Source organism: Burkholderia sp. DN3021, assembly GCF_049805555.1.
Classification (GTDB): Bacteria; Pseudomonadota; Gammaproteobacteria; order Burkholderiales; family Burkholderiaceae; genus Burkholderia; species Burkholderia pyrrocinia_C.
The window spans coordinates 1-18,169 of sequence record NZ_JBNCAB010000112.1 but is presented as its reverse complement, the minus strand read 5'-3'; the positions used below and the strand labels follow the sequence as shown (position 1 = coordinate 18,169).

Genomic DNA, 18,169 nt, shown 5'->3' with positions numbered 1-18,169 from the left:
CCGGCCGCACCGTGGCGCTCAGGTTGCGCGCGTCGGCATGAACCGCGCGGTCGGCAGCCCCGCATGCCGCGTCTGCGCGACGAACACGCCGCCCGCATGCGCGTCGCTGGCCAGCGCGTCGTCGCTCAACCCGGCGCGCGCGCTCGTCACGTACAGGCGGCCTTCGCCATCGAGCGCCGCGCAGCTCGGCTGCGCGGTCGGCACGTCGACGCGCTCCGTCTCGACGCCATCCGGCCCGTAGCGCACCACCCGCCTGCCGCCCCACTGCGCGTTCCACAGGCCGCCGTCGCGATCGATCGTCGAACCGTCCGGGTCGCCGTCCGCATCGGTCAGGCGCGCGAACGGCTGCACGTTCGCGACGTCGCCGCCCGCGCGGTAATCGCAGACGAAAATCTCGCGCACCAGCGAATCGCAGAAATACATCTTCGAACCGTCCGGCGAGAACGCGATGCTGTTCGCGATCGCCGCCGCCGGCAACGCGAGCCGTTCGAGCGTGAGGTCGGCATTGAGCCGATAGAAGCCACCAACCGCACGCGGCGGCTCGCCGCCTTCGTCCTTCATCCCGAACACGAACGCGCCGAACGGGTCGCAGCGGCCATCGTTCAGCCGCGTCGGCAGGTCGGATTCGACGTCGACGATCCGCGTGAACGCACCGCTGCGCAGGTCGAAGAACGCGAGATGCGTCGCGAGCCCGACGAGCAGCACGTCCGGATCGTCGGTCAGCGCGAAACACGCGAGCCGCTCGGGCATCGGCCAGTGCGCGAGGTCGGAACCGTCCGCGCGGCATCGCCACAACCGCGCGCCTTCGATGTCCGTCCAGTACAGCGCGTGCGTCGCATCGCACCACGTCGCGCCTTCGCCGAGCGTGTTGCGGCTGTCGGCCAGCAGCGTCGCCGACGCGGCCGGATGAGTCTGTTGCATGCCGTCTCCCGATATCTGTCGTGTTCGCGGGCGGCCGCGCTTTCGTCAGATCTTCATCGCGCGCCGCTGGTTGCGACGATACTGGTCGAACAGCACCGCGAGCAACAGAATTCCGCCGCGTATCAGATATTGGTAAAACGTCGGCACGTTCAGCAGGCTCATCGCATCCTGCACGGAGCCCATGATCAGCACGCCCACCAGCACGCCGGAAATCGTCGCGACGCCGCCCGTCAGCGACACGCCGCCGAGCACGCATGCGGAGATCACGCCGAGTTCGAGGCCGACCGACGTCTTCGGATCGCCGAGGCTCATCCGCGACGCGAGCATCACGCCGGCAAAGCCCGTCACGAGCCCCTGCAGCACGAACACGGTGATCTTGATGCGCATCACCGGCAGCCCCGCGAGCAGCGCGGCCTCGCCGTTGCCGCCGACGGCGAGCACGTTCTTGCCGAACACCGTCTTGCGCAGCAGGAAGCCGAACACGACGAAGCCGATGATGTTGCTCCAGATCGGATACGAAATGCCGAGGAACGAGCCGGACCCGAGTTCGAAGAAACGTTCCTCGGAGATCATCACCGCGTCGCCGTTCGACGTGATGAACGCGAGCCCGCGCACGACTTCCATCATCGCGAGCGTGACGATCAGCGAATTGATCCGGTAGCGCGCGATCAGCACGCCGTTCACGAGCCCGACCGCGCCGCCCGCGAGCACGCCGGCCACGATGCCGAACAGCACGCTGTGCGTCGCGGTGATCAGCGTCGACGCGACGACGCCCGAGAACGCGACGATCGACGCGACCGACAGGTCGACCTCGCCGAGCGCGAGCACGAACATCATCGTCACCGCGATCGAGCCGATCAGCGTGACCGACAGCAGCAGGCCCTGGATGTTGCGCGGCGTGAGGAAGTCCGGCACCGTCAGCGACAGCGTCGCGAACAGCACGAGAAACACCATCACGATGCCGGAGCGGTTGATCAGCTGCCACACGCCGCCGCGCGCCCTCGTGGGCGCGGCAGCGGCATCGGGGGACGGGGAAGTACGTTGGGGTTGCATTGCCTGGCTCATATCTTTTGCATTCCGGTTGAACAGCAAGCCGCTAGCGCGGCAGCGCGAGCTTGATCAGCGCATCGGGCGTCGCCTGCGCCTTCTCCACTTCGCCCGCGATCCGTCCTTCCTTCATCACGATGATCCGGTCCGACACGCCGATCACTTCGGCCAGATCGCTCGACACGAGGATCACCGTGCGGCCCGCTTCCGCGAGTTCGTAGAACAGGTTGTAGATTTCCGCGCGCGCGCCGACGTCGATGCCGCGCGTCGGCTCGTCCATCAGGAACACGTCGATGCGCTCGGCCAGCCAGCGCGCCAGCACGACCTTCTGCTGGTTGCCGCCGGACAGCGCGCCGATCGGCGTGTCGCCGTCGCGGGTCTTGATCGCGAGCCGCTCGATGTAGCGTTGCGCGAGCTCGCGCTCGCGCCGCGCGTCGAGCAGCATGCGCGCCGGGCTGAAATGCCGGCGCGCGCTGATGTTCAGGTTGTCGGCCACCGACGCGATCGCGACGATGCCTTCCTGCTTGCGGTCTTCCGGGCACAGCGCGATGCCGGCGCGCACCGCGTCGCGCGGGCTGGCAAACGCGACGCGACGCCCGCCCAGCTCGACGTGCCCGGCACTCGGGCGCACCGCGCCGTACAGCAGCTTCATCAGCTCCGATCGGCCCGCGCCGACGAGCCCGAAAAAGCCGACGATCTCGCCGCGTCGCGCGGTGAACGACACGGGTTCGGACAGCCCGGGGCCCGCCAGCCCCTTCGCCTCGATCAGCACGTCGCCGGCCGCGCGCGGCCGGTAGCCGTACACGTCCTCGATCGAGCGGCCGACCATGCAGCCGATCAGCCGGTCGCGATCGAGATCGGCGACCGAATCGAACGTGTCGATCCGGCGGCCGTCGCGGAACACGGTCACGCGGTCGCACAGTTCGTAGACTTCCTCCATCCGGTGCGTGACGTAGATGATCGCGCGGCCTTCCGCGCGCAGCGCGCGGATGATCCGGAACAGCTGCGTGGTCTCGCGCGCGGACAGCGAGCTCGTCGGTTCGTCGAACGCGATCACGCGCGCGTCGCGCATCAGGGCCTTGCCGATCTCGATCATCTGGCGCTGGCCGATCGACAGATACTTCACCGGAATGCCCGGATCGATATGCTCGCCGAGCCGCTCGAGCGCATCGAGCGCACGCGCGGCGAGCACGCGCTCGTCGACCACGCCGAGCCGGCTCGGCAACTGCCCGAGCATCAGGTTCTCGGCGACCGTCAGCTCGGGCACCAGATGCAGCTCCTGGTAGATGATCGCGATGCCGGCTTCGAGCGCGGCACGCGTCGACGCGAAGCGCTGCACCGTGCCGTTCAGCGTCAGCGTGCCGGCCTGCGGCTGGTTCACGCCGGACAGCACTTTCAGCAGCGTCGATTTCCCCGCGCCGTTCTCGCCCATCAGCCCGTGCACCTCGCCCGCGCGCACCGACAGCGACACGGCGTCGAGCGCGCGCACGCCCGGGAACGTCACCGTGATGCCGTCGAGCGCGAGCAGCGGGCCGGCGGCCGCGCCGGCTTCAGCGTCGTCGTGGCGGGACACGGCCGTCATCGTCTGCATCGTCATTGCGTTTTCGCCCCGCGCGCTCAGATGCCGAGCTCGGCGCGCACGGCCTGCCAGTTCGCGCGCGTCATCAGCTTGCCGCTCGTCTGCGTGTCGGCCGCCGGCGTCTTGCCGTTGCGGATCCAGTCGACGAGGTTCTGCGTGCTGTCCTTGCCGTGGTTCGTCGAGCTGACCGCGATCGTCCCGTAGAAGCCGGTCGGCTCCTTCTTCTGGAACTCGGCGAACGCTTCGCCCGCGCCGTTGATGCCGACGCCGATCACGTCGGCCGCCGGGATGTGCAGCTGCTCGGTCGCGCGCACCGCGCCGAGCACGGTTTCCTCGTTCAACGCGTAGATCACCCATTTCTTCACGTTCGGATGCCGCGCGAGCACCGGCGCGGCCGCGCTGAAGCCGCCTTCGTCGTCGGTCGTCTTCTGCGGCGCGTCGAAGATGTTCTCCTTGCGGAAGCCGTTCGCGAGCAGCGCCTGCGTCGCGCCGTCGGTGCGCAGCTTCGCGGTCGGCAGCTCGTAGTTCGTGACCCGCAGCGCGCCGACTTCCTCGGGCTTCCAGCCGCGCCGCTTCATCTCGTCGGCGATCGCCTGGCCAACCTGGTTGCCGATCTTGGTCGCCGACATCCCGAGGTGCGGCACGTTCGCGAGCGGCTTGCCGCTCGAATCGACGAGCTGGTCGTCGACGGTCACGAACTTCATGTTGTAGCGCTTCGCGCGCGAGGCAATCGCCGGGCCGAGGCGCACGTCGGGTGCGCAGATCACGAAGCCCTGCGCGCCCTGCGAGCCGAGGTTGTCGATCGCGGCCAGCACCTTCTCGCCGTCGGGCGTGCCGATCTTCACGACCGAGAAATTCTCCTTCTGGCCGAGCGCGGACGCCGCGTTCTGCTCGTTGATGAACCATGCCTGCTCGGGCATCTTCACCAGGAAGCCGATCTTCAGCGGCGCGTCGGCGCGCGCGGCGCCCTGCATGCCGAGCGGCGCGATGCAAAGCGCGGCCAGCAGCGCGCGCAGGGTGTGTCGGCGAATCGTGTGAGTCGTGCGGGTCATGTGGTGTCTCCTGGTATCGATTTGGGTCTTCATCATTTGTCGTGCGCGGTCGCGGCGAAGCGCGCCGGCACGTTCAGCGGCCGAACGCGTCGGTCTGGACGCGCCGGCCGAATAGAAACGCGTCGGCGACGAGCCGCAGCGGCCGCACGTCGACGTCGCTTTCGCCGCGCGCGATCAGCGCGCGGAACTGCGCGTACAGCGCAGGATACTCGCGCTCGGGGCCGATCTCGACCGGCTCGCCGGCAATCGACAATTGCGCGCCGCCGCGGCTGATCGCGAGCACGCCGTCGGCCGTATCGACCGCGATCTCCCATTGCTCGACCGGGCCGTGCCGCCAGTCGAATTCCGCGCGCACGGGCACGCCGTCGGTGTCCGCGCAATCGAGTTCGGCCGCGATCGGCGTCTGCACGTCGCTCGGCACGAACAGCGTCGCCTCGCGCAGCACGAGCTCGCGCGGCAGGATCCGCGTGACGATCGACAGTGCGTTGATACCCGGATCGAACACACCGAGGCCGCCGGGCTCCCAGATCCACTGCTGCCCCGGATGCCAGCGCCGCACGTCCTCCTTCCAGCGCACCTGCACCGCGCGGATCGTGCGCGTCGCGAGCCACGCGCGTGCGGGCTCCACCGCGCTCGCGCAGCGCGAATGCCAGGTCGCGAACAGCGTGAGGCCGCGCTCGCGCGCGAGCGCCTCCAGCACGGCCACTTCGCCGAGCGTCGCGCCCGGCGGCTTCTCGAGCATCACGTGCTTGCCGGCTTCGAGCGCGGCGCGCGCCTGAGCGTAGCGCACCTGCGGCGGCGCGCACAGCGACACCGCATCGAGCTCCGGCTCGGCGGCCAGCAACGCGCGCAGGTCCTGATAGTTGCGCACGCCGGTGACTTCCGCGTGGCGGCTCGCGCACGCGGTCAGCGCGAAACCCGGTTCGGCGGCGATCGCCGGAAGATGCTGGTCGCGCGCGATCTTGCCGATCCCGACGACGCCCAGCGAAACCTGCTTGCTCATCGTGCATTCCTCCTTCGCATATCGCTCAGTGGGCCCAGCGCAGCACGAGCGGATCGAGCCGGCGCGCGATCGCGAGCAGTTCCGCGCGCGTGTCCGGATGCAGTTCCGGCATCGGATGCCGCGGCCGCTCGCACGCGATCACGCCGCCTTCGCGCATCAGCGCCTTCGCGGTAAGGATCCCGGACTGGCGGTTCTCGTGATTGATCAGCGGCAGCCACGCCTGGTAGCGCGCGTACGCGTCGTCGTGGCGCCCTCCGCGCCATGCTTCGAGGATCGGCCGGATGCCGTCCGGATACGCGCCGCCCGTCATCGCGCCGGTCGCGCCCGCGTGCAGATCGGCAAGCAGCGTGATCGCCTCCTCGCCGTCCCACGGCCCTTCGACCGCATCGCCGCCGAGCCGGATCAGCTCGCGCAGCTTGTTCGTCGCACCGGGCGTCTCGATCTTGAAGTACGCGACCTGCTCGATCTCCCGCGCCATCCGCGCGAGGAACGGCGCCGACAGCGCCGTGCCGCTCGCGGGCGCGTCCTGGATCATGATCGGGATCTCGATCGCGTCGGACACGCGTGCATAGAAATCGAAGATCTGCGCCTCGGGCACGCGGAACGTCGCGCCGTGATACGGCGGCATCGCCATCACCATCGCCGCGCCGAGCTGCTGCGCGCGCAGGCTGCGCGCCGCGCACACCTGCGTGCTGTAGTGCGACGTCGTGACGATCACCGGCACGCGGCCCGCCACGTGTTCGAGGATCGTGCGCGTGAGCACGTCGCGCTCGTCATCGGCGATCGCGAACTGCTCGGAGAAGTTCGCGAGGATGCACAGCCCGTCCGAGCCCGCGTCGATCATGAAATCGACCGCGCGCTTCTGGCTCGCGAGATCGAGCTCGCCGGTGTCGGAAAACGTCGTCGGGACGACGGGGAAGATGCCGCGATAGCGCGGCGTGCTGCTCGATGTCATGTTCTGGTCCTGCGTCGGTCGAATCGGCGTTCAGTCGGAAAACAAAGCGTTCAGGATTCGCGGGCAAGCGCGCCCGCGGCCGGCTGCGGCGCGCGCAGCGTCGCGCGGACCACGAACGTGATCAGCACCGCGAACAGCAGCGTCGCCGCGAGGAAATACAGGCCGGCCGCGAGGCTGCCGGTCGCCTGCTTGATCAGGCCGATGCCGTACGGCCCGACATAACCGCCGAGATTCGCGAGCGAATTGATCGCGGCGATGCCCACCGCCGCGCTCGTCCCGGTCAGGAATTCGCCGGGCAGCGCCCATACGACGGCCTGGATCGAGTAAAGCGAGAACGCCGTGAGGCAGATGAACAGGAACTGCAGTGCAGGCTGCCGCACCCATGCGCTCGCGGCCATCGTCAGCGCCGCGGCGGCCGACACGACGACGATGTGCCAGTAGCGTTCACGCGTGCGATCCGAATGACGCGGCACGACCAGCAGCCCGATCACCGCGAACAGATACGGCACGGCGGACAGCAGGCCGGTGGCCGCGTCGCCCGCGCCGAACGCGTGAATGATCGTCGGCAGCCACAGCGACAGCCCGTAGATGCACAGCGGGAACGGCAGGAACAGCGCCGCGAGCAGCAGCACGCGCCGGTCGGCCAGCGTGGCGAGCGGATTGCGGTGCGCATCGGGGCGGCACGTGTCGCGATCGGCGGCGAGCTGGCGCGCGATCCAGCGCCGCTCGTCATCGTTCAGCCAGCGCGCGCGGTCCGGCGCTTCGGGCAGCAGCCGCAGCGTCGGCCACACGAGCAGCACGGCCGGCAGGCCGCTGACGACGAACAGCGTCTGCCAGTTCGACAGCCCGAACAGCCCGTGCGTCGACAGCAGCCAACCCGCGAGCGGCCCCGTCACGATGCCGGCGATCGGCTGCGCGAGCACGAGCAGACCGATCACGCGCGCGCGGCCGCGCATCGGAAACCACTGCGTGAGGAAATACAGGATGCCCGGATACAGGCCGGCTTCGGCCGCGCCGAGCAGGAAGCGCAACGCGTAGAAGCTGGCCGGCCCCTGCACGAGCGCCATCGCCATCGTGATCACGCCCCACGTCGCGAGAATGCGCGCGAACCACACGCGCGCGCCGAAGCGGCCGAGCGCGAGATTGCTCGGCACCTCGCACAGGAAATAGCCGATGAAGAACAGGCCCGCACCGAGCCCGTACGCCGCGTCGCTCAGGCCGACGGCCGCGTTCATGTGCAGCTTCGCGAAGCCGACGACCGTGCGGTCGACATAGGCCACCACGTAGATCAACGCGAGAAACGGCACCAGCCTGCGCGTGAGCGTGCGCATCAACTGCCGTTCGTCGACGGCGGCCGATGGGCCGGATTGAGCCGCGGCCGGTGTCGCGGACGGGTGCTGCGTCGTCGTCATCGTGTCTCCATGGGTGGGCTGCGCCGGTGTCGTCGCCGGTCTGTCCTGCTTCACCTGTGCCTCGTTTCGCGCCTGCCGCTCAATGCGAGTGGCTCGGCACTTCCGCGCCGCGCGTGCCGACCAGGAAGTCGAGGTCGCACCCCTCGTCGGCCTGCAGCACGTGATCGATATACAGCCGCGCGTAGCCGCCCTTGCCGAGCTGGCCGGCCACGCCCGGCGCCGCAGTCGGATCGACGTCCGACAGGCGGCGCTGCAGTTCGTCATCCGTGATGTCGAGATGCAGCGTGCCGGCCTCGCAGTCGAGCTCGATCCAGTCGCCGTTGCGCACGGCCGCGAGCGGCCCGCCGGCGGCGGCCTCCGGCGCGACGTGCAGCACGACCGTGCCGTACGCGGTGCCGCTCATCCGCGCGTCGGAAATCCGCACCATGTCCTTCACGCCCTGGCGCAGCAGCTTCGGCGGCAGCCCCATGTTGCCGACCTCGGCCATGCCCGGATAACCGCGCGGCCCGCAATTCTTCAGCACGAGCACGGAGCTCGCGTCGACGTCGAGCGCTTCGTCGTTGATCGTGGCCTTGTAGTGTTCGAGGTTCTCGAACACGACCGCGCGGCCGCGATGCTTGAGCAGCTCGGGGCTCGCCGCCGACGGCTTCAGCACCGCGCCGCGCGGCGCGAGATTGCCGCGCAGGATACGGATGCTGCCGTCCGCGATCAGCGGCCGGTCGAGCGGGCGGATCACTTCGTCGTCGTAGTTCGGCGCTTCGCGCACGTTGTCCCACAGCGACTTGCCGTTCACCGTCAACGCGTCCGGGTTCGGCAGCAGCCCGCCTTCGCCGAGCCGGCGCAGCACGGCCGGCAGCCCGCCCGCGTAATAGAACTCCTCCATCAGGAAGCGGCCCGACGGCATCAGGTCGACGATCGTCGGCGTGTCGCGACCGATGCGCATCCAGTCCTCGAGCTCGAGCGGCACGCCGATGCGGCCCGCGATCGCCTTCAGGTGAATCACCGCATTGGTCGAGCCGCCGATCGCCGCGTTCGCGCGGATCGCGTTCTCGAACGCGGCGCGCGTCAGCACCTTCGACAGCACGAGCCCTTCGAGCGCCATCTCGACGATGCGGATGCCCGACATGTGTGCGAGCACATAGCGGCGCGAATCGACGGCCGGAATCGCCGCGTTGTGCGGCAGCGTGACGCCGAGCGCCTCGGCCATGCACGCCATCGTCGATGCGGTGCCCATCGTGTTGCAGGTGCCGGCCGAGCGCGACATGCCGGCTTCGGCCGACAGGAAGTGATGCAGGTCGATCTCGCCGGCCTTCAGCGCCTCGTGCAACTGCCACACGGCCGTGCCCGAACCGATGTTCTTGCCTTCCAGCTTGCCGTTCAGCATCGGCCCGCCCGACACGACGATCGCCGGCACGTCGCAGCTCGCCGCGCCCATCAGCAGCGCGGGCGTCGTCTTGTCGCAGCCGGCGAGCAGCACGACCGCGTCGATCGGGTTGCCGCGAATCGCCTCCTCGACGTCCATCGACGCGAGGTTGCGCGTGAGCATCGCCGACGGCCGCAGGTTCGATTCGCCGTTCGAGAACACCGGGAACTCGACCGGGAAACCGCCCGCCTCGGAGATCCCGCGCTTCACGTGCTCGGCGAGCTTGCGGAAGTGCGCGTTGCACGGCGTCAGTTCGGACCACGTGTTGCAGATGCCGATGACCGGCCGGCCGTCGAACTCGTGATCGGGGATGCCCTGGTTCTTCATCCAGCTCCGGTACATGAAGCCGTTCTTGTCATTCGTGCCGAACCATTGGGTGGAGCGCAGCCTGGGTTTTGTTGCCGACATCGTCAGTCCTGTGGTGACGGGATACCGGCGCAGTCTAGGCAGAATTTTGATAACTCGCTAATGACGTTTTAGGCGATTACGATATCGATTCCGATATCGATATAAACCCGTACGATGACTGACGCCAGCCCGTGGGGAAACCGCAGCCGCCTGAAAACCCGCCAGCTCCTGCTGGTCGTCGCGCTCGCCGACGAAGGCAGCATTCATCGCGCGGCGGCCGCGCTGAACATGACGCAGCCGGCCGCGTCGAAGCTGCTGCGCGAACTCGAGGAATCGATCGGCGCGGTGCTGTTCGAGCGCCTGCCGCGCGGGATGCGGCCGACGCTGTACGGCGACGCGCTGATCCGCCACGCGCGCGCGGCGCTCGGCAGCCTCGACCAGGCGCGCGAGGAACTGGCCGCGCTGAAGGCCGGCCATCTCGGGCACGTGGCGGTGGGCGCGATCACGTCGCCGGGCCTGCGGCTCGTGCCGCCGGCCGTCGCCGCCGTGAAGGGCACGCATGCGGGCCTGCACGTGTCGGTCGAGATCGACACCAGCAACGTGCTGCTCGAACATCTCGCGCAGGACAAGATCGACATCGTGCTCGGCCGGCTCTCCGCCGAACACGACAAGCTGCGGCTGCGCTACGAGCCGCTGATCGGCGAAACGGTGGCGGCGGTCGTGCGGCCCGGCCATCCGCTGCTCGCGCAGGCGCCGCTGTCGCTCGCGGACGTGCAGCGCGCCGCGTGGGTCGTGCCGCCGGCCGGCAGCGTGCTGCGCCATCGCTTCGAACTCGTGTTCCAGCGCGCGAGCCTCGCGCCGCCGGCGAACCTGGTCGAGACGTCCGCGCTGCTGTTCATCACGCAGCTGCTCGAACAGAGCGACATGATCGCGGTGCTGGCCGAAGACGTCGCGCGCTACTACGCGCGGCACGGGATCGTCACGGTGCTGCCGCTGGAGATGGATTGCCGGATGGACGATTTCGGGATCATCACGCGCACCGACCGGCTGCATTCGCCGGCCGTCACGGTGATGGCCGACGCGATCCGCGCGGCTGCGCGCGAGGTTTACGGCGTCGCGCTGTGACGCGGCGGCGAGGTGTGTTGCCCGCTCACGGTGATTTCTTCGAGCACGAAGTGCGGCGCCCTGCTTGCGTCGCCGGAGGTGTGGCAAGGCTTCGTCGGGATTTCCATTGCCGACGCGTCACGCGGCTGCAAACTCGATCGCCGGTTCGCAGCGGATCGGGAAGTTGACCGAATTCGCGATATAGCACTTCGCGTGCGCATCGTGATGCAGGCGTTCCGCCCGCTCGCGATCGTCGCCGGCCTGGATGGTCACGTGCGGGCGCAGCACGATTTCGGTGAAGCGCCCGTGCTCGGGGCTGTCGAGCATCGTCCCTTCCGCGTTGTCGACATACGCGAGCACGCGGATACCGGCCTCGGCGCACAGATGCAGGTACCAGAGCTTGTGGCACGCCGATGCCGACGCCAGCAGCAGGTCTTCCGGGTTCCAGCGCGACGCGTCGCCGCGGAAGGCCGCATCCGACGAACCGGGAATGTCCGGCTTCGAACCGGCACGGATCACATGATCGCGACCATACTCGCGATACCCCGACGTGCCGGTGCCGCGGTTGCCCGTCCACTGCACTGCGACGCGGTACTTGTGTTCGCCAGATGCCATCTCGCTCTCCATTGATGTCGGTTGCTTCCACCGGGCCGGATTTCATTTACGGAGCCCGCCAATGGCCGCCATTTTGGCACCGGAATTCCGTTTGGTATACCATTATTCCAAAATGAAGTGAGGAACACGCAGGCATGGAAGCCAAACTCGACTCCACGGCGGACGCGGTGGCCGCATCGCTGCGGGACATGATCGTCAACGGCGAGCTGGAAGCCGGCGAGCGGCTCGTCGAGCGCGACCTGGCCGACCGGTTCGGCATCAGCCGGATTCCGATGCGCGAGGCCATCCAGCGTCTGGAACGCGAAGGGTTGCTGGACATCTTCAGGAATCGCGGCGCCGTCGTGCGCATGCTGAGCGCGTCGGACGTGCAGGAAATCTACGATCTGCGCGCGCTGCTCGAAGGCGATGCGATCTACCGGAGCGTGAAGCGGCTCGACGACGAAACGCTCGCGCGCGCCGAACTCGTTCATCGCCTGCTCGGCGACGCGACCGTGCCGCGCCGGCAAGGGGAACTGAACCGCGAATTCCACGCGTTGCTGTATTCGTGCTGCGGCAACGCGCGGCAGTTGAAGACGATCGGGGAGCTGCGCAGCCAGGTCGAACGCTACGAGCGCCTGCAGGCCACGCTGCTCGCGGATACGCCGTCGTTCCAGGTCGAGCACGACGACATCCTGAAGGCGTGCCGCGAGCGCAATGCGCGCGCCGCCCGTTCGATGACGGTCGCGCATCTCGAATCGGCCAGAAGCATCGTGATGCGACTCGTCGAAGGCGGTTGAGGCCGGCGCCGCGTTTGCCGTTTTCCGCACCGCACGCGGCTGCGCGCCGGGTCGCGCCGATTGCGTCGGCAAACCCAAAGCGCTCGGCGCCGCCACGCGCGATATTTACCGCGGCGCACTCTCACTCGGCACGCGGCCAGTCGTACCTCGCACCACCAGCCGCGGCAGCGACGCGGTCCGCACGCGCGATGCATCGTCGCTGCGGCCGCCCGCCTCGCGCAGCGCGTTGAGCAATTCGACCGCGAGGCCGGCAGCCTCGGCGGTCGGAATCGCGACGGTCGTCAGCGTGGGGCGCGTGTCGCTTGCCAGATGGATGTCGGTCATGCCGACGATCGACAGGTCGCCGGGCACGCGCCTGCCGCGATCGGCCGCCGCATGCATTGCGCCGATCGCCGGCAGGTCGTTGGTGGCGACCAGCGCGGTCAGCCGTGGATGCGCGTCGAGCAGCCGGCCCGCCGCGCGCACGCCGCCTTCGATCGAATCGTGCTCGGCCGCGACGATCGACGCGTCGAGCCCCGCTTCGCGCATCACGTCGACGAAACCGTCGTAACGCGCCGCCTGCACGCCGCTCGCCGCCCCGCCGACGATCACGCCGATGCGCTCGTGCCCGAGTTCGAGCAGATGCCGCGTCGCAATCCGCCCCGCCTCGCGGAAATCGATGGCCACGCACGGCAATCCGTCGGGCGGCGCGTCGGGCCGCTCCCACAGGCACAGCACGACCGGCACGCCGCGCCGCGCCACGTCGAGCAGATCCGGCAGATGCAGGTTCGCGTTGGTCACGAGAATGCCTTCGGAAATCGTGCCGGCGATCTGGTCGAGGTACGCGCGCCCCTGCAACGGATCTTCGTTCGTATTGCAGACGATCAGGAACTGCCCGTTGCGGCGCACCGCGCGCTCGACCGCCAGCGCGAACTCCGGATAAAACGGGTTCGCGATGCTCGATACCATCAGCGCGACCGTCGGCGCGCGCCCTTCCGCCAGCGCCCGCGCGGCGAGATGCGGCCGATACCCGAGCGCCTGCACGGCTTCCAGCACCCGTGCACGCGTGGCCTCGCCCACCCGGCCGCGGTCGCGCAGCACGTTCGATACCGTCGCGGCCGTCACGCCGGCGCAGCGTGCAACTTCATCCAGTGTCGCCATCGTTTGCTCACTATATGAGACGTCGATCCAGTATTTGCTTCGCTCACCGAAGCGGCGCACTATCGCCGGACACCTTGCCGCCCGACCATCGGGCGCGACTCGGCCGCGATCGGATCGCCTCTTTTTTTGATCGCGATGATTAAGCGCTTAAGCAATCATGACGGCGCATTAGAACATGGAGCGGAGACAATGGCGAGCATCTCGATGCGACGCGTGCAGAAAGCCTATGGCGATCACGCGCCGGTCATTCGCGACGTCGATCTGGAGATCGGCGCGCACGAGTTCTGCGTGTTCCTCGGGCCGTCCGGATGCGGCAAGTCGACGCTGCTGCGCATGATTGCCGGGCTCGAGGACCTGAGCGCGGGCGAGCTGTCGATCGACGGCCGCCGCGTCGACGACGTGCCGGCCGCCGAGCGCGGCGTCGCGATGGTGTTCCAGAGCTACGCGCTGTTTCCGCACATGACGGTCTATGAAAACATGGCGTTCGGGCTGAAGCTCGCGCGCGTGCCGAAAGCCGAGATCGACCGGAAGGTGCGCGATGCCGCACGCATCCTGCAGCTCGACACGCTGCTCGAGCGCAAGCCGAAGGCGCTGTCGGGCGGCCAGCGGCAGCGCGTCGCGATCGGCCGCGCGATCGTGCGCGAGCCCGGCGTATTCCTGTTCGACGAACCGCTGTCGAATCTCGACGCGGCGCTGCGCGGCCAGACCCGCATCGAGATCGCGCGGCTGCACCGGCAGTTCGAACGCGCGAGCGTCGTCTACGTGACGCACGACCAGACCGAAGCGATGACGCTCGCCGACAGGATCGTGCTGCTGCACGCCGGCGCGGATACCGCGCAGCACGGCAGCATCGCGCAGGTCGGCGCGCCGCTCGACCTCTACCACCATCCGGCCAGCCGCTTCGTCGCCGGCTTCATCGGCTCGCCGCGCATGAACTTCCTGCCGGCCGTCGTCACGGCGTCCGATGCCCGCCGCACGACCGTCACCGTCGCACCTTCCGGCGAAACCTTCACGCTGCCGCGCGACGGCTCCGCGCTCGATGCCGGCGCAACCGTGACGCTCGGCATTCGCCCCGAGCACCTGACGCTCGGCGCCGCGCACGACGCGACGACGCTGGTGCGCGACGTCGCGCTCGTCGAACGCCTGGGCGAACAGACCTACGTGCACCTCGACCAGCCCGGCGGCGCGCCGCTGATCGCGAAGGTGCCCGGCGACGCACAGGTGCACAGCGGCGAGCGCGTGCCCGTGCATGCGCCGGCCGCGGCCTGCCATCTCTTCACCGAAGACGGCCGCGCGGTGCCCGCGTGCGCCGACGTCCACGTCCATCACTACGCTTAAGGATCGCGTATGCGCCTCGGAGTCTGCTACTACCCGGAACACTGGCCGGAATCGATGTGGGCGAACGACGCCCGCCGGATGAAAGCGCTCGGCATCGAGCAGGTGCGGATCGCCGAATTCGCATGGAGCCGCATCGAGCCGTCGCCGGGCGAATACGACTGGGGCTGGCTCGATCGCGCGGTCGACGTGCTCGGCGCGGCAGGCCTCGAGATCGTGATGTGCACGCCGACCGCGACGCCGCCGAAATGGCTGGTCGACCGTCATCCCGACATCCTCGCGATCGGCGCGGACGGCCGGCCGCGCGCGTTCGGTTCGCGCCGCCACTACGACTTCTCGTCGCCGACCTATCTCGAAGCGTCGCGCCAGATCTGCACCGCGGTCGCCGAACGCTACGGCCGCCATCCGGCCGTGCGCTACTGGCAGACCGACAACGAGCTGGGTTGCCACCAGACCGTCGTCAGCTACTCGCCGGCCGCGCTCGTGCGTTTTCGCGAATGGCTGAAGGCACGCTACGGCACGATCGGCGCGCTGAACCGCGCGTGGGGCACCGTGTTCTGGAGCATGGAGTATCGCAACTTCGACGAAGTCGATGCGCCCGTCGGCACCGTGACCGAGGCCCATCCGACGCATCGCCTCGACTACCGGCGCTTCGCGTCCGACGAAGTCGCACGCTATCACCGGATGCAGGTCGACGTGATCCGCGCGCACTCGCCGGGGCGGCCCGTCGCGCACAACTTCATGCAGTTGTTCACCGAGTTCGATCACTACGAGGTGGCACGCGACCTCGACATCGCGACGTGGGACAGCTATCCGCTCGGCGCGCTCGAGGAGCAATGGTTCGCGCCCGACGTGAAGGCGCGCTGGCTGCGCACCGGCCATCCCGATTTCGCGTCGTTCAATCACGACGTATATCGCGGCATGTCGAAGCTGCCGTTCTGGGTGATGGAGCAGCAGCCGGGGCCTGTGAACTGGGCGCATTGGAACCCCGCGCCGCTGCCGGGCATGGTGCGCCTGTGGAGCTGGGAGGCGTTCGCGCATGGCGCCGGCTGCGTGTCGTACTTCCGCTGGCGGCAGGCGCCGTTCGCGCAGGAGCAGATGCATGCGGGCCTGCACACGCCGGACGACCAGCTCGACGAAGGCGGCCGCGAGGCGCAACGCGTCGCGCGCGAGATCGCGGCGGTGCACGACGCCGGCGCGGATGCGGACGCTCCGGTGCGCGCGTCGGTCGCGCTGATCTACGACTACGAAGCGAAGTGGCTGTTCGAAGTGCAGCCGCAAGGCGCCGATTTCCACTACCCGCGTTTCGCATTCGAGTACTACTCGGCGCTGCGCTCGCTCGGCCTCGACGTCGACGTGGTCTCCGCGCATGCGCCGCTCGACGGCTACCGGCTCGTGGTCGTGCCGCCGCTGCCGATCGTGCCGGACGACTTCGCGGCGCGGCTCGCCGCCTCGGGTGCGCAGGTCGTGTTCGGGCCGCGCACCGGCTCGAAGACCGTCGACCTGCAGATTCCGCCGGCGCTGCCGCCCGGCCCGCTCGCGTCGATCCTGCCGATCCGCGTGTGGCGCGTCGAATCGCTGCGACCGAACCTGACCGAACGGATCGACGGCACGCTGCGCGACGGCTCGCCGCTCGCGGGCGATGCGCGCCACTGGCGCGACTTCGTCGAGCTGCACGACGACACGCGCAGCGTCGTGCGTGCGCGCTTCGCCGACGGTCATCCGGCCTGCGTGTCGCATGGCGCGCTGCACTACTGGGCCGCGCTGTTCGACGACGCGACCACCGCGCGGCTGTTCGCCGATGTCGCGGCCGAAGCGGGCCTCGCACCCGCGCCGCTCGGCGACGGCGTGCGCGTGAGCCGGCGCGGCGGCCTGACCTACGTATTCAACTATGGAAGCACGCCGCACACGATCGACGCGGTGCCGCCGTCCGCGTTCGTGCTCGGCGCCGCGCAGGTCGAGCCGCAAGGCGTCGCCGTGTATCGAAGCCGTTCGTAGCACCCGCCACCGGCGCCGCGACGCGCCGGTCACGCACAACGACACACAGGAATGGAGACAACCATGACACATCGCCCCCTTCGCGCCGCCGCCCGGCTCGCCGTGGCCGCCGCCATCGCGTTCGCTTCGTTCGGTGCCGCCGCGCCGGCGAACGCCGGCACGCTGGCCATCAACATCGCGTTCAAGGGCGCCAGCCAGCGCGCGGTCTGGCAGGCGACGCTCGACGCGTTCCACAAGGCGCATCCCGACATCGACGTGAAGGCGACCTTCGTCGACGAGGAAGCGTACAAGGTGCAGCTCCCCGCGTGGCTCACGACCGTCGCGCCGGACATCGTGAACTGGCACGCGGGCGAGCGGATGGCGTACTACGCGAAGCGCGGGCTGTTCGAGGACCTGAGCGGCGACTGGACGAAAAACGGCTGGGGTGCGATGTACGCGTCGACGCGCGACGCATCGTCGTATAACGGCAAGCAGTACGCGGCGCCGACCGTCTATTACTCGTGGGGGCTGTTCTACCGCAAGGACCTGTTCCGCAAGGTCGGCATCGCCGACGAGCCGAAGACCTGGGACCAGTTTCTCGATGCATGCAAGAAGCTGAAGGCGGCCGGCATCACGCCGGTCGCGATCGGCGGCCGCGACGCGTGGACGCTCGCCGGCTGGTTCGACTATCTCGACCTGCGCGTGAACGGCAACGCATTCCACCAGCAGCTGATGGCCGGCGACGTGCCGTACACCGACCCGCGCGTGAAGAAGGTCTACACGACGTGGAAATCGCTGATCGATGCCGGCTACTTCATCGACAACGCGCTGTCCTACGATCTCGACGGCGCGCAGCCGTTCCTGTTCCAGGGCAAGGCCGCGATGATGCTGATGGGCACCTTCATCGCCGCCGGCTTCCCGCCGAACGTGAAACAGGAAATGGGCTACTACCGCTTCCCGATCATCGACCCGAAGGTGCCGACCGCCGAAGACGGCCCGGTCGAATCGCTGCACATCCCGACGAAGGCGAAGAACAAGGCCGACGCGCACACGTTCCTCGCCTTCGTCGAAACACCCGAGATGGGCGCGAAGCTCGCGGAGGGCCTCGGCTCGCTGTCGGCCAACAGCAAGTCGCCCGAGCCGGCCGATCCGGTCTCGCGCATCGGCTTCCGGATCCTCGCCGACACGAAGGGCGGCGTCGCGCAGTTCTACGACCGCGACATGACGAAGGAAATGGCCGACGAAGGGATGAAGGGCATGCAGCAGTTCCTGGCCGATCCCGCGCAGCTCGATACCGTGCTCGCGCAGCTCGAACAGACCCGCAAGCGGATCTACAAGAAGTGACCGCGTGACCCAGCCGGCGGCCCCGTGCCGCCGCGTCCGTACAGGAGGCTTGCCGTGTCCAGTCCGATCACGTCCACCCCGCCCGCCGGCGCCGCGCCGCCGCCGCGCGGAGCATCCGCCGCCGCGCTGCCCGCGCGC

The 18,169-nt window shown here is 68.9% G+C and carries 15 protein-coding genes; 5 read left to right on the top strand and 10 right to left on the bottom strand.

Going from position 1 to position 18,169, the window contains the following annotated elements; all coding sequences use genetic code 11:
• Nucleotides 1-18: 18 nt before the first annotated feature.
• The 8 genes from ACPUER_RS32980 to ACPUER_RS32945 all read right to left on the bottom strand — a co-directional run bounded on the left by ACPUER_RS32980 (nucleotide 19) and on the right by ACPUER_RS32945 (nucleotide 9,800).
• On the bottom strand, nucleotides 19-921 hold the full coding sequence (locus ACPUER_RS32980) for an SMP-30/gluconolactonase/LRE family protein (protein ID WP_425133139.1): 903 nt from the start codon (nucleotides 919-921) through the stop codon (nucleotides 19-21).
• 45 nt (nucleotides 922-966) lie between these two features.
• Nucleotides 967-1,986 carry an L-arabinose ABC transporter permease AraH gene (gene araH, locus ACPUER_RS32975; RefSeq protein WP_175959910.1) on the bottom strand — a complete coding sequence of 340 codons (1,020 nt, stop codon included), beginning with the start codon at nucleotides 1,984-1,986 and terminating at the stop codon, nucleotides 967-969.
• Between the two features lie 31 nt (nucleotides 1,987-2,017).
• Complete coding sequence (araG, locus tag ACPUER_RS32970) at nucleotides 2,018-3,565, bottom strand: L-arabinose ABC transporter ATP-binding protein AraG (RefSeq protein WP_425133138.1); 1,548 nt, start codon at nucleotides 3,563-3,565, stop codon at nucleotides 2,018-2,020.
• A gap of 20 nt (nucleotides 3,566-3,585) precedes the next feature.
• Complete coding sequence (locus ACPUER_RS32965; RefSeq protein ID WP_175959908.1) at nucleotides 3,586-4,599, bottom strand: arabinose ABC transporter substrate-binding protein; 1,014 nt, start codon at nucleotides 4,597-4,599, stop codon at nucleotides 3,586-3,588.
• Nucleotides 4,600-4,672: 73 nt separating this feature from the next.
• Nucleotides 4,673-5,602 (bottom strand): Gfo/Idh/MocA family protein, encoded by a 930-nt coding sequence (locus ACPUER_RS32960; protein ID WP_425133137.1) that lies wholly within the window; start codon nucleotides 5,600-5,602, stop codon nucleotides 4,673-4,675.
• Between the two features lie 25 nt (nucleotides 5,603-5,627).
• Nucleotides 5,628-6,557, bottom strand: coding sequence for a dihydrodipicolinate synthase family protein (locus ACPUER_RS32955; RefSeq protein ID WP_425133136.1), 930 nt, complete (start codon nucleotides 6,555-6,557; stop codon nucleotides 5,628-5,630).
• 50 nt (nucleotides 6,558-6,607) lie between these two features.
• Entirely contained in the window at nucleotides 6,608-7,969 is a 1,362-nt protein-coding gene (locus ACPUER_RS32950) for an MFS transporter (protein ID WP_425133135.1), read from the bottom strand.
• Between the two features lie 79 nt (nucleotides 7,970-8,048).
• A complete protein-coding gene (locus ACPUER_RS32945; protein WP_175959904.1) occupies nucleotides 8,049-9,800 on the bottom strand; it encodes an IlvD/Edd family dehydratase in 1,752 nt (583 codons plus the stop codon).
• A gap of 114 nt (nucleotides 9,801-9,914) precedes the next feature.
• Between ACPUER_RS32945 and ACPUER_RS32940 the strand changes: the two genes are divergently transcribed.
• Complete coding sequence (locus ACPUER_RS32940; RefSeq protein ID WP_105390620.1) at nucleotides 9,915-10,865, top strand: LysR substrate-binding domain-containing protein; 951 nt, start codon at nucleotides 9,915-9,917, stop codon at nucleotides 10,863-10,865.
• Between the two features lie 117 nt (nucleotides 10,866-10,982).
• On the opposite strand, the gene ACPUER_RS32935 is transcribed toward ACPUER_RS32940, so the two are convergent.
• On the bottom strand, nucleotides 10,983-11,459 hold the full coding sequence (locus ACPUER_RS32935) for an OsmC family protein (RefSeq protein ID WP_310136781.1): 477 nt from the start codon (nucleotides 11,457-11,459) through the stop codon (nucleotides 10,983-10,985).
• Nucleotides 11,460-11,593: 134 nt separating this feature from the next.
• Between ACPUER_RS32935 and ACPUER_RS32930 the strand changes: the two genes are divergently transcribed.
• The gene (locus tag ACPUER_RS32930; RefSeq protein ID WP_425133134.1) at nucleotides 11,594-12,235 is read left to right on the top strand and encodes a GntR family transcriptional regulator; all 642 of its coding nucleotides are present in this window, start codon (nucleotides 11,594-11,596) and stop codon (nucleotides 12,233-12,235) included.
• 105 nt (nucleotides 12,236-12,340) lie between these two features.
• On the opposite strand, the gene ACPUER_RS32925 is transcribed toward ACPUER_RS32930, so the two are convergent.
• Nucleotides 12,341-13,375, bottom strand: coding sequence for a LacI family DNA-binding transcriptional regulator (locus ACPUER_RS32925; protein ID WP_425133140.1), 1,035 nt, complete (start codon nucleotides 13,373-13,375; stop codon nucleotides 12,341-12,343).
• A 189-nt stretch (nucleotides 13,376-13,564) separates the two neighbouring features.
• Between ACPUER_RS32925 and ACPUER_RS32920 the strand changes: the two genes are divergently transcribed.
• The 3 genes from ACPUER_RS32920 (at nucleotide 13,565) to ACPUER_RS32910 (ending at nucleotide 18,031) form a co-directional block, all read left to right on the top strand.
• The gene (locus ACPUER_RS32920; RefSeq protein WP_425133133.1) at nucleotides 13,565-14,713 is read left to right on the top strand and encodes an ABC transporter ATP-binding protein; all 1,149 of its coding nucleotides are present in this window, start codon (nucleotides 13,565-13,567) and stop codon (nucleotides 14,711-14,713) included.
• A 9-nt stretch (nucleotides 14,714-14,722) separates the two neighbouring features.
• Nucleotides 14,723-16,708, top strand: coding sequence for a beta-galactosidase (locus ACPUER_RS32915; protein ID WP_310136784.1), 1,986 nt, complete (start codon nucleotides 14,723-14,725; stop codon nucleotides 16,706-16,708).
• Between the two features lie 63 nt (nucleotides 16,709-16,771).
• Nucleotides 16,772-18,031, top strand: a complete 1,260-nt coding sequence (locus ACPUER_RS32910) for an ABC transporter substrate-binding protein (protein ID WP_425133132.1) — start codon at nucleotides 16,772-16,774, stop codon at nucleotides 18,029-18,031.
• The last annotated feature ends 138 nt before the right edge of the window (nucleotides 18,032-18,169 follow it).

What these genes read in the sequence shown, in the direction of transcription:
- ACPUER_RS32910 (WP_425133132.1), top strand. Translation starts at nt 16,772, where the DNA reads ATGACACATCGCCCCCTTCGCGCCGCCGCCCGGCTCGCCGTGGCCGCC.
- ACPUER_RS32980 (WP_425133139.1), bottom strand. Translation starts at nt 921, where the DNA reads ATGCAACAGACTCATCCGGCCGCGTCGGCGACGCTGCTGGCCGACAGC.
- ACPUER_RS32940 (WP_105390620.1), top strand. Translation starts at nt 9,915, where the DNA reads ATGACTGACGCCAGCCCGTGGGGAAACCGCAGCCGCCTGAAAACCCGC.
- ACPUER_RS32950 (WP_425133135.1), bottom strand. Translation starts at nt 7,969, where the DNA reads ATGACGACGACGCAGCACCCGTCCGCGACACCGGCCGCGGCTCAATCC.
- ACPUER_RS32915 (WP_310136784.1), top strand. Translation starts at nt 14,723, where the DNA reads ATGCGCCTCGGAGTCTGCTACTACCCGGAACACTGGCCGGAATCGATG.
- ACPUER_RS32920 (WP_425133133.1), top strand. Translation starts at nt 13,565, where the DNA reads ATGGCGAGCATCTCGATGCGACGCGTGCAGAAAGCCTATGGCGATCAC.
- ACPUER_RS32925 (WP_425133140.1), bottom strand. Translation starts at nt 13,375, where the DNA reads ATGGCGACACTGGATGAAGTTGCACGCTGCGCCGGCGTGACGGCCGCG.
- araG (WP_425133138.1), bottom strand. Translation starts at nt 3,565, where the DNA reads ATGACGATGCAGACGATGACGGCCGTGTCCCGCCACGACGACGCTGAA.
- ACPUER_RS32960 (WP_425133137.1), bottom strand. Translation starts at nt 5,602, where the DNA reads ATGAGCAAGCAGGTTTCGCTGGGCGTCGTCGGGATCGGCAAGATCGCG.
- ACPUER_RS32930 (WP_425133134.1), top strand. Translation starts at nt 11,594, where the DNA reads ATGGAAGCCAAACTCGACTCCACGGCGGACGCGGTGGCCGCATCGCTG.
- ACPUER_RS32935 (WP_310136781.1), bottom strand. Translation starts at nt 11,459, where the DNA reads ATGGCATCTGGCGAACACAAGTACCGCGTCGCAGTGCAGTGGACGGGC.
- ACPUER_RS32965 (WP_175959908.1), bottom strand. Translation starts at nt 4,599, where the DNA reads ATGACCCGCACGACTCACACGATTCGCCGACACACCCTGCGCGCGCTG.
- ACPUER_RS32955 (WP_425133136.1), bottom strand. Translation starts at nt 6,557, where the DNA reads ATGACATCGAGCAGCACGCCGCGCTATCGCGGCATCTTCCCCGTCGTC.
- ACPUER_RS32945 (WP_175959904.1), bottom strand. Translation starts at nt 9,800, where the DNA reads ATGTCGGCAACAAAACCCAGGCTGCGCTCCACCCAATGGTTCGGCACG.
- araH (WP_175959910.1), bottom strand. Translation starts at nt 1,986, where the DNA reads ATGAGCCAGGCAATGCAACCCCAACGTACTTCCCCGTCCCCCGATGCC.